This window comes from Bacillus cereus group sp. MG4 (assembly GCF_040460055.1).
GTDB classification, from domain to species: Bacteria; Bacillota; Bacilli; order Bacillales; family Bacillaceae_G; genus Bacillus_A; species Bacillus_A wiedmannii.
This window is the reverse complement of the sequence record NZ_JARVGZ010000001.1, coordinates 1,176,068-1,189,960: the sequence shown is the minus strand read 5'-3', so window position 1 is coordinate 1,189,960 and position 13,893 is coordinate 1,176,068. Positions and strand designations below refer to the sequence as shown.

Sequence of the window (13,893 nt, the reverse complement as noted above, 5' to 3'; positions counted from 1 at the left end):
AAGGGTGAGAGGTGTAGTGAAGCAGAGATTATCGAAATTAGCAGATATACTAGTCAATCATTCTACGAAAGTACAGCCTGGTGATCAAGTGTTGATCCAAAGTGTTACAGAAATAGATCCCGCAGTCGTTCGTGAAATTATTAAGTCCGTAGAAAAAGCAGGTGGATATGCGCATGTATCAATGCGCGATGTGTCTGTAACGAGGCAATTAATTTTGTCAGGATCTGAAGAACAATTTAAGTTGTTAGCAGATGGGGAGTGTTACCGATTAAGTAAGATGCAAGTGTATATTAATCTCCGAAGCCCTAGAAATGCATATGAATTAGCAGATGTACCAGCAGAAAAAATGAAATTATATCAAAAGGTATTTGGAAAAACGCATAGTGAAGCAGTGTATAAAACGAGATGGGTGACAACGCGAATTCCGAATGCAGCATCTGCACAAGAAGCGAATATGAGTACTGAGGCTTATGAAAAATTTTATTTTGATGTATGTACGCTAGATTATAATAAAATGTCCAAAGCAATGGAGCCATTAAAAGAATTAATGGAAAAGACAAAACGAGTGAGGATTATTGGAGAAGGAACGGATTTGGAGTTTTCCATTGAAGGAATAGGCGTTTTAAAGGGGGATGGCACGGATAATATTCCGGATGGCGAAATATATACAGCACCTGTCAAAGATTCTGTAAATGGAGTAATAACATGTAACACAGTATCTGTTCAACAAGGTTATGCATTTCGAAATATAAAGTTACATATGAAGCATGGGAAAATAATAGAGGCATATGCAAATGATACAGAACGAATAAATCGAATTCTTGATACGGATGAGGGAGCAAGATATATTGGAGAATTTGCACTGGCGTTTAATCCCTATATATTACACCCGATGAATAATACGTTATTTGATGAAAAAATAAACGGTAGTTATCATATAGCAATTGGAGATTCGCTACAAGGTGCAGACAACGGGAATAAATCAGCGATACATTGGGATTTAGTAAACATTCAAAGGCCAGAGTATGGCGGCGGTGAAATTTGGTTTGATGATGTACTGATAAGAAAAGATGGACGGTTTATTTTACAAGAGTTGTTCGGATTAAATGAAGAAAATTTGAAGGGGTAAAGTGCTTTATTGAAACGATTGTCACTTTACCTATAAGTGACCGTTTAGGCCATCTTATTCTTCTTGTTACAATGATGTAAAGCAAATTAAAATACAACGCATTGAATTAAGTGATTTTTCGCATAATTTTACATTCAGTTAACATTAATAGGTTAATAGAAAAATTAGTACGAATTGTTATATAAGACGTGTAAAAAAGACAAAACCCCTTAAAAAACTCTTAATTTTTTACCCAATCAACCTTTACAATCCCTCCCTATAATGTGAATTGGACAAGCAACTAAGAGAAAGCAGAACATGTCAGTTTATACATTCAATTATTAGGGGGAGAATTTGTATGAAAAAGGCAGTTGCTTCATTAGCTGTTATGGCGGCATTATTACCGACATTTTCAGCACATGCGGAAGGGAAAGAGCAAACCCGAAAATCAGCTACAACTTTTAATGTTATTAGTGACATTCAAGGGGATTTAGGGGATTTTGATCACGTATTAAAAGATATGGACAAAGTGACACCACTTTCTAGAGCGCTTATTATGAATGGGGATATAACGCCAACTGGACAGCAGTCACAATATGATGATGTAAAGCGTGTGCTAAACAAAAATAAGCATCCAGAGAATGTATGGTCAACTGTTGGGAATCATGAGTTTTACGCTGGTAAATGGACAGCTGATGGGAAGCTCTCTCAAAGTACATGGCCAAATGGTGTAACGGAAGAAACGCTATTTAACCGCTACTTACAATTTAGCGGGCAAGAAAAGGTATATCATAAAAAAGAATTAGACGGTTATCCGCTTTTATTTTTAGGAACTGAAAAATATATGAAATACCACGATTCAAAAATGTGGGATGAAGTATTTATGAGTGATGAGCAATTAGGTTGGTTAAAACAAAATTTAGAAGAATATAGCCAAAAAGATAAAAATAAGCCCATTTTCATTTTCTCTCATCACGTTTTACCGGATACAGTATCTGGATCAAGACAATCACCGTATTTAAATGACTATTTAAACGTGGATAAATTGTACGATATATTAAAAGATTACCCGCAAGTTGTTTTCTTCACGAGTCATACGCATTGGGATTTAAACTTACCGGACTGGGCTGGAAAAAAGAAAATTGCAGGCGGAGATGAAAAAGGATTTACAGTTGTAAATACGGGCGGTATTGAAACTGGATGGATGTCGGCTGGACCAAATGGCGGAGAGAAGACTGCTCCTGATGGCTATTCATTTAAACAAGGGTTACAAGTGAAAGCATATGGTAGCGATGTGATGTTGACAGCCTATGATTACAAACGTGATAAGGAGATAAAAAAATTATTAATTAGTAATGCAAAAGTTGCACAAATGGCACCAAATGTAACCGCTGATGATAGTAAAAATGTAATCGTCGGTGCAACGGAGTATATGGAGTACTCTGTAGAGGGAACGAGTGAGTGGAATACGTATAATCCAGGAAACCCACCAAAATTTGATGGGGACAAAATTGTACACGTACGTCATAAAGGCGAAATGAATTTAGAGCCAGGATTAACACAGCTTCTTCGATTTTCGGCAAATAAGTGATTAGTAAGGGCCTACTTTTGAATGAGTGGGCTCTTTTTGTTTTGTCACTTTTTGTCGGCAAGTCGATATCTCATGTCGAATCGTCGATATATTGAAAAAATCGCTGATATATTTCAAGTTATGAACGATATATTTGAAAAATCGTCGATATAAATTTCATGTACCGTAATTAGGTTAAAATCATTAATGTAATTTCACGTACCGTATTGAAGTTAAAATTATTAATACAATTCCATTCACAAAAAACGAATTCCAATACATTTTTCCACCAGAAAGATGACTTCATCATTTTTACATGTAATAATAGTATCGTTACATACATTGTGAAAGAAGTACAAAAGGAGCGTTATTAATGAATTTAGCTAAATTCCCGAGAAAAAAATATACAGAGTCATATACTCCAATTGAAAAATTAAACAATTTTTCTGAAGCACTTGGTGGGCCGACTATTTATTTTAAACGAGATGATTTACTTGGTTTAACAGCTGGTGGTAATAAGACGAGAAAGTTAGAGTTTCTAGTTGCGGATGCACAGGCAAAAGGTGCAGATACGTTAATTACAGCTGGTAGTATTCAGTCAAATCATTGCCGGCTAACACTTGCAGCTGCGGTAAAAGAAAAAATGAAATGTATTCTTGTATTAGAAGAAGGGCTTGAGCCAGAAGAGAAGCCAGACTTTAACGGAAACTATTTCTTATATCATTTACTAGGTGCTGAAAATGTAATTGTTGTACCAAACGGAGCAGATCTTATGGAAGAGATGCATAAAGTAGCGAAAGAAGTAAGTGAAAAAGGTAATACACCATATGTCATACCAGTTGGTGGATCAAATCCTACTGGTGCAATGGGATACGTTGCTTGTGCGCAAGAAATTATGGCACAATCATTTGACCAAGGAATTGATTTCAGTACAGTTGTTTGTGTAAGTGGTAGTGCTGGTATGCACGCTGGTTTAATTACTGGTTTTGCTGGAACACAAAGTCACATTCCTGTAATCGGAATCAACGTAAGTAGAGGAAAAGCAGAACAAGAAGAGAAAGTAGCAAAACTTGTAGAGGAAACGTCAGCTCACGTTGGTATTCCGAACTTTATCCCGCGCGAAGCTGTTACATGCTTTGATGAATATGTAGGACCGGGTTACGCGTTACCAACGCCAGAAATGGTGGAAGCAGTTCAATTACTTGCGAAAACAGAAGGTATTTTACTCGATCCAGTGTATACAGGTAAAGCGGTAGCGGGATTAATCGACTTAATTAAAAAAGGTACATTTAATAAAGAAGACAACATTTTATTCGTACATTCAGGTGGTTCACCAGCGTTATATGCGAATACATCTTTATTTGCGTAAGTGTAAAAAAGCATTGGGTATCCAATGCTTTTTGTTATATACTGGAATTAATGGGAGTGAGAGGATGGAGTATATGAGTTCAAATGTAAAATGGACCATATATACGGTACTTAGCATTTCTATGTTACTAATTTTATTTGTGGCTTATGGAGTTTATTTATATTTCAATTAAGTGAAATGGTAACCAAACCAAAGGAAAAATAAAATAATCGCTGTGTTAAATAGAGTAAAACATAAACCGATAATGGCTAAAATTTTCTTCTCAGCTCGGCTACAAAAAGAGATAACCGCTAATATTATTGCTATAACAGCGGAAGCTAATATGAAATAGGCGAAAGGCACGACATATTCTACTCCAACTCTGTCTAAAATAGGTGAGAAGAGAAAGAGATTAATAGTAACGAATATACTTATAATGAGAAACGTATAACTTTTCCAAGTGTATGTTTGTAACTGCATGGAACGATACTCCTTTCTCATTATTATTTATATTTTTAAGTTTAAATTAATTACCTTTATTTTACAAATTAAAATATTTTGTATTGAAAAGAGGGTATTAATATGAAAATTAGAAATTGGTCTCTAGTCTTTATTGCAATCTGTATACTCATAATAACCGGTTGTTCAAATATAGTAGGAAATGAAGATCAAAGAATCCAAGTGCAAAAACATATTGGTGATAATGAATATAAAGATCTTAAGGTAGTGAAAGATAATAACGAAGTGTTGCAAGTAAAGAAAATATTAAATGATACTACTTTTGAAGATAAAAAAGTGGAAATGTCTCGTCTAGCTGATTATCACTTTATTTTTCAATTTAAAAATCCGAAAATAGAGGCGAAAGCTGTGTTGTATCAAATTTGGGTAAGCCCTAATAAGGATAAAATAGAAATCAAGGCGGGGGATAATCGGTACGCTCAATTAGAAGGGAAACATGCAGCCACTTTGTTTCAGGTTGTTACAGGGGAGAAACTAGTTGAATAAAAGTATATAGGGTTATAGGAACTCAGCTCGTATTTTTCATTTTGGAGATAATTAGTATTCAACAAAAATAGCTATCTTTTTATATTGGAATAAATATTGAGAATCGGATAAAATGAAAATTGGACATTGACCTGATGAGCATGAGGTTCTCCGCTTATAAGCAGATTAATGAACCTTAAGGTTTCCATTAATCCGCTATTGAATAATAATACTAGGAAATATATTGTTTTTACAAAGATTCGATGTTATGTTTAATTTTCTCGATATAATATTTTCCTTATATAGGAGTGGCTATTTGAAGAAGTTAATATTATTAGTTTTATTGGCTACATGCTGTCTCACCATTGCAGGATGTTCTAATAATAGGATTACACCAAAGAATGAGTCTAAAACTTCAACATCTGTAAAGATTAAACGTATCAACAAAGCGTGGTACAAACATATTTAATAGTTTTAAGAAACTTGAAATTGTTGATGATAAAGGTCATAAGGTGAAATTCGTTAGGCTGATAGTAGAGGTTGTGAAATCTGGTGAAAAGCGGGAAGAATAGTTTGCATTTGAATTTATAAAAAATGCGACATTAAAATATTCACAAAAAAGAGTCTACATGTAGTCCTTTTTTTGTGGATATTTTTCATAAATAAAAGACATTCTAATGTGCCTGCCTCTAACTTTAACCTTCTAAAAATTATTTTACTAGGTTAAAATGTTTATAGAGAGTATCGCCCTTCAAAATTCAGTGAATGTGAGGGCTCATAATAACTCGATTGGTGTGGTCTTTTTCACTTTATCTACCATCTTTATATATCTTTCTATTAAAAAATCTAACTTTAATCGATTAAATGGAATAAAACTTGGTTAAAAATAATGAAATTTCAGGAAAAATAAGGTACACTAATCAATGGTTTTGGTTTAAATCAATTGACGTTTATGTATACGGGGGAAAGATTGATGAATAACAATATAGTAAATGAATCTGTTGAAGAAGTTGAGAAAAAACGGGTAAGATCAAAAAAACGTTTTACAAATTGGAAGCTAATCGCAGCGGGTGGCGGTTTCATTGCACTTCTTATTGGAGGAATGAGCTATTATCAAGCAACTCACTTCAATTCGAATGTTACGATTAACGATACAAAAGTCGGTGGTTTGAGCGCTGATCAGGCAATACAGGAATTAAAAACATCTGGACTAGCAAACAAAGTCTATATTGATCAACAACAAATTTTAGATGAACAAGATACAAAAACGGAACTGACGGAAAAAGACTTGCCACAAGTTAAGAAACTATTAAAAAGTCAGTGGACATTTTTCCCTTCCACAAAGGAAAAAGATTATTCATTGCTACCGAAAGAAGCGGATCAGTATCGTAGTGAAACGATGAAAAAACTTGTAGAAGAAAAGCTTGTCTCTATAAATGAAAAATTAAAAGCACCTCAAGATGCTATGGCTAAGCTCGAACAAGGAAAAGTTGTTATTGCGAAGAGCGTTGATGGAAAACAGTATGACGTTACGAATCTATTAAAAGATTACGACAAGCAGAAGCATAAAAGCGAAATTCATCTAAAGTCTGCATACATACAGCCTATTAAAGAAGACAATCCGATTATTAAAAAAGAAGAGGAAGCATTACAAAATCTTCTTACGCAGTCTGTTGATTATAAAGTGCAGGATGAAGTGTATTCATTAAAAGCGAAAGATTTAATTCAAAATGCTACTATGTCAAAGGATATGAAAGTAACAATCGATGCGAGCGACATTAAGAATAAGGTTGCTGAAATTAATAAGGCTAAATCTACATTACATAAAGACTTCGCTTTTAAAACACATTCTGGTTCGGTTATATCAGTAAAAGGACAAGGATACGGCTGGGCACTAGATGTGGAAAAAGAAACAAAACAAGTTCAAGAAGCCTTTGAGAAAGGCGAAAAATCGCTTTCTGCTTCTAATATTCACGGGAATGGTTGGGAGAAGGAAGGAATCGGCTATAAAACAACATCGAATAATGGCATCGGAGACACATATGCAGAAGTTTCCATTGCAAATCAACAAATTTGGATTTATAAAGATGGGAAATTAGTTGTCACAACAAATGTAGTAACTGGTAAACATAGCACGAGTGAAGATACATCACCAGGTGTGTGGTACGTTCTATATAAACGAACACCATACACGCTTAAAGGAAGCGCAGTAGGTAAAGCTGATTATGCAGTTAAAGTAGATTACTGGGTTCCATTCACAAATAGCGGTCAAGGATTCCATGATGCAGGCTGGCGAAAAGACTGGGGAAATAATGCTTATTTAACAGGAGGATCAGGCGGGTGTGTAAACCTTCTTCCTAACGTTGCAAAAACTGTGTATGATAGTTTGAACACATATGATCCAGTTATTGTGTACTAGAAAATAGCTGCGTATCAAGAAATAAATAAAGCAGGAAATCTTACCTGATGGTACATGAAAATACACCTCGTGAAATTGCATACTAAGTGTGCAATTTCAATGGAGGTGTTTTTGTTTGAAAACAAGAGTTCATTGCTTCTAAGAACCAAAGTAGAAAGTGATTGAGATGAAGAAACAAGTATTCAAATAGTCAATAAAATTGACATTGAATATCATTTTCACTTAATATAGAATCGTTGCATTTAATTAGACATGATTTTTTTATTAATATAATAGATTTCTAATAAGGTGTCCCATTTAAGAATTTAAAAGTAGGAAAGGGTAATATAAAAATGAACTGGAAAAAAGGCGGATTATGGATTATTATTTTTTTCATTATAAAAGGTACGATTTCTACACTGTTAATCGTTACAGGTGCTAAATATTTTGATTTATCATTTATGCAACTTTTCGTACTAATACTGATTTTATTACTGATTTCTCTCATAAGCCGAAAATTGCTGCATAGACATAAACAAAACAAAAAGCAAAAAGAGCTAAATATATAATAAAACCCCAGAGACCTTTGGATTTCTGGGGTTTTATTTCGATATTTTTCCATATGCATATCAACTGAACAGAACAGGTTGTCAAAAATGATAAAATCGATGCTGATTAAAATGCATCGGTTACTTTTATATAAGGATTGAAGAGAGCTTTTGAATCAATCTTTATTCTGAAGCTAGGGACACTCATAAATTATTCTCGTTTTTCAATTGGTAGTTTAAATGTAAAAGTACTTCCTTCTCCTAGTTCACTTTCAACCGTAATTTCTCCTCCGTGTAGTTCGACAATCCATTTTACCATCGATAATCCTAAACCTGTGTTTCCGGTGCTTGAAGATGTTCTTGCTGCGTCAACTCGATAGAAGCGGTCCCATATTTTTGTAATATGTTGCTCGCTGATGCCTATGCCATTATCGGAGACTTTACCTATTATGTTGGTTTCATCGCCGAACAATTGCACATGTACAGTTCCGTTCGCTTTACTATAAGCAATCGCATTCGTTAGTAAATTCATTAATAAACGCATCATCAATGTTTGATCTGCTTTCATAAACAGGTCTTCCGCTATATGAGTTGTTATATCAATCGAAGCTTCTTGAACCATTAATGAAAGCTCTTCTACAACGATTTCCGTTAATTCACTCATATTGATACATTCAAATTGGAACGTATTATGCTTACCTTGATCAGCTCTTGCTAATAATAAGAGTTGTGAGAGTAGCGCGGACATTTTACGTGATTGCTTTAAAATCACTTCTAACGATTCTTCCATTTCTTTCGGATTATTCCTCTGCAATAAAGCGTATTCGCATTGCGAAATAATAACAGATGTTGGTGTTCTTAATTCATGAGATGCGTCAGATGTAAATTGTTTTTCACTTTCAAATGATGTTTCCAATCGCTCAAACATTTTGTCAAAGGCTTGTGCTAAATGATACATTTCGTCTTTCGGTGAACCTTTTAAATTAATTCTTTTCGAAAGGTCGTTACCATCACCAATTTTACTAGCTGAATCACTCATTTGTTGCACAGGTCGAAACGCTCTTTGCGTAATAAAATATCCTCCCACTGCCGCAATGAGAATAAGTAATGGAAATGAGATGAGTGTTATCACGATAAGCGTATTCATCGTCGATGATAATTGGTTCATGGTCATTATTCCACGCACCCAGACTTGCTCACCGCCGCCTGCATTATGGAGAAAATCATATACTATCCATTCTTTATGACCGTCTGTAATAGTTTGTATTTCATCGGATTTAAGCGAAATCTTTTTATTAAAGCTTGTTGGACTATTACCTGCCAGCAGCTCACCTTGTTTATTATAAATGATGATATTTACTCCATCTTCAAAGGTTTCAAAATCATCGTCCATCTTTAATTGTCCATGCTTATACTCGATATCTTCCATGCTTTCTTTTACTGTGCTCTTCAATTGATCTTTCATATTAAAAAGCAAAACTTTATCTGAAGAAGTTAAAATAAAAGCTAACACGAGTGCCATAATCATTACAATAAGCCCCGTATACCACAGGGTTACTCTCATTTTGATTGATAGTCTTTTCATGATTCTACTCGCAATACGTAACCAGTTCCTCGTACTGTATGAATTAACTTCGTTTCAAACTGGCTATCAATTTTTTTACGAAGATAGCGGACGTAAACATCAATAATATTCGAGCCACCTGCATAGTCGTAATTCCACACATGTTGCTCAATTTTATCTCGTGTTAACACAACTTCTTTATTACGAATCATATATTCTAAAATAGCAAATTCTTTACTGGAAAGAGTGATAACCTGATCTCCTCTTGTTACTTTATGCATATTACAATCTACCACTAGGTCAGCGATTTCAAACACATTAGATGCGTTTCCTGATTTTCTTCGCATTAACACTCGAATTCTTGCTAACAGTTCGTCAAAAGCAAACGGCTTTACTAAATAATCGTCCGCACCTAAGTCGAGTTCTGTTACGCGATCATCAATTGTATCTTTAGCTGTAAGAAGCAAGACAGGAGTTGTATGATTGTCCGCGCGTAATCTTTGTAATACTTGTAAGCCATCTATTCCGGGAATCATAATGTCAAGTACAATCAAATCGTAGGTAGCCATGTTTATATAATCCAAAGCATCTTCTCCATTCCCACATGCATCGACACTATAATGTTCAGCATTTAATCGTTTTACCAATATATTTTGTAAGTCTTGTTCATCTTCCACAATAAGAACTCGCATTACCATTCTCCTTTTCTTCTTATTAATATGTATCACTATAATTCAAAAACATTAAAGAAAGATTAGAAACTATTTAATTATATCATTTTATTTTTTTGTACATTAATCTTCCTTTAATGTTTGTTCAGTAATATAAAGGCAAGGATAAGGTGCACATGTAAAGGGAGGAAACAGAATGAGAAAGTGGATGTTGATTGGAGCATTCTCTTGTTTATTGTTAACAGCTTGTTCTACTCAAGCTGATAACAATACAGAAGTACAACAACTGAAAGTGGAAAATGATACATTGCAAAAAGAAAGTGCTCAACTACAAAAAGAATCAATCAAAACACAAGCTGCTGCGAATGATACGAAGCAAATACAAGATTTCAAAAACGAAGTCACATCTATCGTTGAAAAGGCAAATAACACAAAACCAGTTGGAGCAAAGGAAGAAAACTTAAATACGTACTTAGCAGCAAAAAAAGAAATTGATCAATTAGATGACAAAATAGATCTATCTGATAATCAGCTAGAAGCAGATTATCATGCTGGAACGATAACTATTGAACAATATAAAGCGCAAGAAAGAGAACACGATATACTGGAAGATCAATTAGAGCAAGCAGAAAATGCGCTTGAAACAAGATTTGGAATAGATGATTAATCATTAAGGAGTGGATGAAAATGTTAAAACATAAAAAGAAAATAATGATAAGTGTAATTGCTATTTTAGTAAGTGGTATTGCTATTGTTGGTGGATATTATGGTATGGGTTACAACTATGCAAAAAAGAACGAAAACTACACAGAGAAACAAGTTCGTGAAATTTCTTTAGCTCATACAAAGGGAGAAATTATTAATGTGAAAAAAGAATTCGAATTAGAAGATGACAACTTAGCACAATCTACATTTGAATATGAAGTGGAAATCAAGACACCGGATAATCTGTTAAATAGTTTAAAAGTTAGTGCTAGAACAGGTGCAATAGAAATCAATAGTGAAGATTAAAAAAATATCGCGTATTTGAAAAAACTCCTAACGAAATTTGTTAGGAGTTTTTTCATGTTTTGTGTTTGGATATTCGCTTTTCTTAGCATGATGGCAATGTAGTTCTACCCCTTATAAATGTTACAAAAATCTTTCAAATAGTTCTAACTTGCACAATGCTTCCCATTAATATAATACGCTGATTCTGTGAAAACCGTAAATACAACCTCTACTTCTGGAAGTCCAAAATCCATTACATATGTAGTAATAGCCTTGGCAAATCGATCACGAATTTCCTGTCCACGCTCGAACCATTTCACTTCAATAAGAGGAAACGCTTCTATTTCTTCTCCATTGAATACAAACGTAGAACTTGGTAGTTCCAACGTAAAATTATCCGTACCACACTCACAAATCTCTGCGAGCTCTTCTACTAATGGCTTGCTTATGCTTTTTAATTGTTCAGTAGTAATTCCACGAAACACCACATGCGGCATATGAATCCCTCCGTTAGATAGCTTTCTATTTGCTCACATCATAACACAATTTATTTTGCTGCACTAACATCTATTGGTACATTTTAATGACATTCTTAAGAATGATTATATGTTATTGAAGCAATACATGTATTGTAACTATTTAAAACATTTGAGAGCTCGGTAATTGGGTAAATAAAAAAAGCCTTATCATTCTCCCTGTAAGGAGGTATGAGGGGGAGGCCTCTATTATGAAAGGGATGGTGCGCTTATATATTTTAAAAAGAAAAGACACCCTAAGGTGCCTTCCTCCGACTTGATAACCACTTTAATTTTAATAACATTGGATTCCCATCCGAATACTATTTTACCACGTTAAATAATGTTGGTCATTGAGAAAGTCAAATACGTAGCGTTCATATATAGTGACCCCTTGGAGGCAAGATTTAATACAGTTTTTTGTTGATTCAACAAAAAAAAGAACCCTAAAACCGTGCCAGGATAGGAATGTATAAAAAAATGCATAGGTCGATAGAACAAAGAAAGGAGGTTCCCTTGTAAGGGGAAGATTCCTCCTTGTCCTTGCTACTGATAATGATGCGTTATGTTAACTCCATATGTATAGAGTATACAGTTAAAAAAGTACAATACATCGCTTCTTCTAAATGGTACAATTAGGGAAAAGGGGTGGAAGAATATGTATGATTACAAATTTGTGAAAGTCGAAATTGATGGATGGAAAGGGCAACCCAAAGAAGATTATAAGCGTATTATTATAGAACATGCTGAGGATGGTTGGGAATTTGTTCAAGTCCTTACGCTAACACTCGCAGGATATACGACTTCTTTGGAGATTATCTTTAAACGAACCATTTGACAAGTATTTAGAGGGAATAAGTGATGTGAACGATATATATTTAAAAGAGATTGAAGACGTTGCTGAAACAATAGGAAAATAGGTAAAATAAACGATATTTGTAGTGCCAAATAAAATGGAAACAAATATAAAAGTGGAAAGAATAGAAAAAGCATTTTAAAACAAAGGGGTATATGTCAATGAAACGTAAGATTTTATCTTTTTTAGTAGTTCCAATGTTAATGTTAACTGGGGTTGGATGTGAGACAAAGGTTAAGAAAGATGAAGCAATGGAAGCTTCTGTTAAACAGAATAAAAAAGAAGACTTCAGTAAAAACCTAGAATATTTAATGAAAGATTTCTCCGAACAATCTAAGGAAATAGACGGTATTGTAAAAAGTAGCAAGTCAATGAAGAAAAAGTCAGAAGAGTTAAAAGAAGTATCTAAACCTTATTTAGAGTTAGTGGAAAAAATAAGTAAGTTAGAGTATAAAGAAAAAGATCACCCAGTACAACATAATGTAGGTGTAGCGATGATTCATGTAAAAGATGGAGTGGCAATCATACAAGAAGGTTTAGATAAGGGTAAAGAAAATGAAGTTGATGCTGGGGTTGAAAGATTAGAGGCTGCTTCTAAGTTAATAGATAAAGCAAACAAAGAATTAAAAAAATCTAAGTAACCTAACTATAGGGGAATGTGTTATATCTACAGGCCATCCTATAATTAATGAATCCTAAAGCTTAATATCATTTAAAATACCGGTTCTAATAAGAACCGGTATTTTAAATGGTGTTATTTTGAAGTACACACTAAATGAAAATTCTCTTTCTCTACAATTAGTTATTTTGAGAATTCAACTCATTTTTTCTTTTTTGGGGGTATTTACTTTTCTTAGCCTGATTGCGATGAGCGGTACCCCATAAAGGCCCCTGATACATAATTGATGTTCTGCCATTTTTAGAAAACAATCCACTTATACCATTTTAACAAGAAGAAATATCTCGTCCATGTTGTAATATTGGCTTACGTTAAGCTTGTGAAAAAAACATATTCATGTATAATGCAATTGATGTATGATACATTAGTTGTAGGAGGGTGACCTTTTTGAAAAGAGAAGATGCTTTAAAACTAAGAACAGATATTAAGAAAATGATTATAATAACTGGGGTTTTTGAATCTCAAAATTTGCCCAATGGACCATTTGAAAAACCTTTACCAACTTCTCAAATGATGGCGTTAGAGGAACTAGAGGTGGAAAAATTAACTGTTTGGCAACTATCCAATAAACTTAGATTAGAGACTTCAACTGTAAGTAGATTGGTAGATAAGTTAGTAAAAAAGGGGCTTATTTATCGTGAAGTAAATGAAAAAAATAGGTA

At 34.0% G+C, this 13,893-nt stretch carries 14 protein-coding genes and 1 pseudogene; 11 read left to right on the top strand and 4 right to left on the bottom strand.

Annotated elements, in window-relative coordinates; genetic code table 11:
- Positions 1-16: 16 nt before the first annotated feature.
- The 3 genes from QCI41_RS06165 (at position 17) to cuyA (ending at position 4,047) form a co-directional block, all read left to right on the top strand.
- On the top strand, positions 17-1,129 hold the full coding sequence (locus QCI41_RS06165; RefSeq protein WP_353837939.1) for an aminopeptidase: 1,113 nt from the start codon (positions 17-19) through the stop codon (positions 1,127-1,129).
- A gap of 337 nt (positions 1,130-1,466) precedes the next feature.
- The gene (locus QCI41_RS06160) at positions 1,467-2,699 is read left to right on the top strand and encodes a DUF4073 domain-containing protein (protein ID WP_353837940.1); all 1,233 of its coding nucleotides are present in this window, start codon (positions 1,467-1,469) and stop codon (positions 2,697-2,699) included.
- A gap of 352 nt (positions 2,700-3,051) precedes the next feature.
- Positions 3,052-4,047 carry a D-cysteate sulfo-lyase gene (gene cuyA, locus QCI41_RS06155; RefSeq protein WP_353837941.1) on the top strand — a complete coding sequence of 332 codons (996 nt, stop codon included), beginning with the start codon at positions 3,052-3,054 and terminating at the stop codon, positions 4,045-4,047.
- Between the two features lie 168 nt (positions 4,048-4,215).
- Here the strand turns inward: cuyA and QCI41_RS06150 are convergent, their stop codons facing one another.
- A complete protein-coding gene (locus QCI41_RS06150) occupies positions 4,216-4,506 on the bottom strand; it encodes a hypothetical protein (RefSeq protein WP_353837942.1) in 291 nt (96 codons plus the stop codon).
- 102 nt (positions 4,507-4,608) lie between these two features.
- Between QCI41_RS06150 and QCI41_RS06145 the strand changes: the two genes are divergently transcribed.
- The 3 genes from QCI41_RS06145 to QCI41_RS06135 all read left to right on the top strand — a co-directional run bounded on the left by QCI41_RS06145 (position 4,609) and on the right by QCI41_RS06135 (position 7,977).
- Positions 4,609-5,031, top strand: a complete 423-nt coding sequence (locus QCI41_RS06145) for a hypothetical protein (protein ID WP_353837943.1) — start codon at positions 4,609-4,611, stop codon at positions 5,029-5,031.
- A gap of 952 nt (positions 5,032-5,983) precedes the next feature.
- Positions 5,984-7,429: a L,D-transpeptidase family protein gene (locus tag QCI41_RS06140; RefSeq protein WP_353837944.1), complete on the top strand. Its 1,446-nt coding sequence runs from the start codon at positions 5,984-5,986 to the stop codon at positions 7,427-7,429.
- Positions 7,430-7,761: 332 nt separating this feature from the next.
- Complete coding sequence (locus QCI41_RS06135) at positions 7,762-7,977, top strand: hypothetical protein (protein WP_353837945.1); 216 nt, start codon at positions 7,762-7,764, stop codon at positions 7,975-7,977.
- A 190-nt stretch (positions 7,978-8,167) separates the two neighbouring features.
- Here QCI41_RS06135 and QCI41_RS06130 read toward each other — a convergent pair whose 3' ends face one another.
- Complete coding sequence (locus tag QCI41_RS06130) at positions 8,168-9,541, bottom strand: sensor histidine kinase (RefSeq protein WP_353837946.1); 1,374 nt, start codon at positions 9,539-9,541, stop codon at positions 8,168-8,170.
- Positions 9,538-10,212: a response regulator transcription factor gene (locus QCI41_RS06125; RefSeq protein WP_353837947.1), complete on the bottom strand. Its 675-nt coding sequence runs from the start codon at positions 10,210-10,212 to the stop codon at positions 9,538-9,540. Before QCI41_RS06125 ends, QCI41_RS06130 begins: the two co-directional genes overlap by 4 nt.
- A gap of 175 nt (positions 10,213-10,387) precedes the next feature.
- Here QCI41_RS06125 and QCI41_RS06120 point away from each other — a divergent pair, with 175 nt between their 5' ends.
- Positions 10,388-10,858, top strand: a complete 471-nt coding sequence (locus QCI41_RS06120) for a putative periplasmic lipoprotein (protein ID WP_353837948.1) — start codon at positions 10,388-10,390, stop codon at positions 10,856-10,858.
- A 20-nt stretch (positions 10,859-10,878) separates the two neighbouring features.
- Positions 10,879-11,202 carry a PepSY domain-containing protein gene (locus QCI41_RS06115; protein WP_353837949.1) on the top strand — a complete coding sequence of 108 codons (324 nt, stop codon included), beginning with the start codon at positions 10,879-10,881 and terminating at the stop codon, positions 11,200-11,202.
- 143 nt (positions 11,203-11,345) lie between these two features.
- Here the strand turns inward: QCI41_RS06115 and QCI41_RS06110 are convergent, their stop codons facing one another.
- On the bottom strand, positions 11,346-11,678 hold the full coding sequence (locus QCI41_RS06110; protein ID WP_001120973.1) for a DUF1904 family protein: 333 nt from the start codon (positions 11,676-11,678) through the stop codon (positions 11,346-11,348).
- Positions 11,679-12,354: 676 nt separating this feature from the next.
- Between QCI41_RS06110 and QCI41_RS06105 the strand changes: the two genes are divergently transcribed.
- The 3 genes and pseudogenes from QCI41_RS06105 to QCI41_RS06095 form a co-directional block, all read left to right on the top strand.
- Positions 12,355-12,534, top strand: coding sequence for a DUF4177 domain-containing protein (locus QCI41_RS06105; RefSeq protein WP_088080346.1), 180 nt, complete (start codon positions 12,355-12,357; stop codon positions 12,532-12,534).
- A gap of 173 nt (positions 12,535-12,707) precedes the next feature.
- Complete coding sequence (locus tag QCI41_RS06100) at positions 12,708-13,193, top strand: hypothetical protein (RefSeq protein ID WP_353837950.1); 486 nt, start codon at positions 12,708-12,710, stop codon at positions 13,191-13,193.
- Between the two features lie 425 nt (positions 13,194-13,618).
- Positions 13,619-13,891 (top strand): annotated as a pseudogene (locus tag QCI41_RS06095) (MarR family winged helix-turn-helix transcriptional regulator); the annotation flags it as partial.
- Positions 13,892-13,893 lie beyond the last annotated feature (2 nt).

Excerpts from the sequence above, each read along its gene's own strand:
- QCI41_RS06160 (WP_353837940.1), top strand. The coding sequence starts at position 1,467 with ATGAAAAAGGCAGTTGCTTCATTAGCTGTTATGGCGGCATTATTACCG.
- cuyA (WP_353837941.1), top strand. The coding sequence starts at position 3,052 with ATGAATTTAGCTAAATTCCCGAGAAAAAAATATACAGAGTCATATACT.
- QCI41_RS06150 (WP_353837942.1), bottom strand. The coding sequence starts at position 4,506 with ATGCAGTTACAAACATACACTTGGAAAAGTTATACGTTTCTCATTATA.
- QCI41_RS06145 (WP_353837943.1), top strand. The coding sequence starts at position 4,609 with ATGAAAATTAGAAATTGGTCTCTAGTCTTTATTGCAATCTGTATACTC.
- QCI41_RS06140 (WP_353837944.1), top strand. The coding sequence starts at position 5,984 with ATGAATAACAATATAGTAAATGAATCTGTTGAAGAAGTTGAGAAAAAA.
- QCI41_RS06135 (WP_353837945.1), top strand. The coding sequence starts at position 7,762 with ATGAACTGGAAAAAAGGCGGATTATGGATTATTATTTTTTTCATTATA.
- QCI41_RS06130 (WP_353837946.1), bottom strand. The coding sequence starts at position 9,541 with ATGAAAAGACTATCAATCAAAATGAGAGTAACCCTGTGGTATACGGGG.
- QCI41_RS06125 (WP_353837947.1), bottom strand. The coding sequence starts at position 10,212 with ATGCGAGTTCTTATTGTGGAAGATGAACAAGACTTACAAAATATATTG.
- QCI41_RS06120 (WP_353837948.1), top strand. The coding sequence starts at position 10,388 with ATGAGAAAGTGGATGTTGATTGGAGCATTCTCTTGTTTATTGTTAACA.
- QCI41_RS06115 (WP_353837949.1), top strand. The coding sequence starts at position 10,879 with ATGTTAAAACATAAAAAGAAAATAATGATAAGTGTAATTGCTATTTTA.
- QCI41_RS06110 (WP_001120973.1), bottom strand. The coding sequence starts at position 11,678 with ATGCCGCATGTGGTGTTTCGTGGAATTACTACTGAACAATTAAAAAGC.
- QCI41_RS06105 (WP_088080346.1), top strand. The coding sequence starts at position 12,355 with ATGTATGATTACAAATTTGTGAAAGTCGAAATTGATGGATGGAAAGGG.
- QCI41_RS06100 (WP_353837950.1), top strand. The coding sequence starts at position 12,708 with ATGTCAATGAAACGTAAGATTTTATCTTTTTTAGTAGTTCCAATGTTA.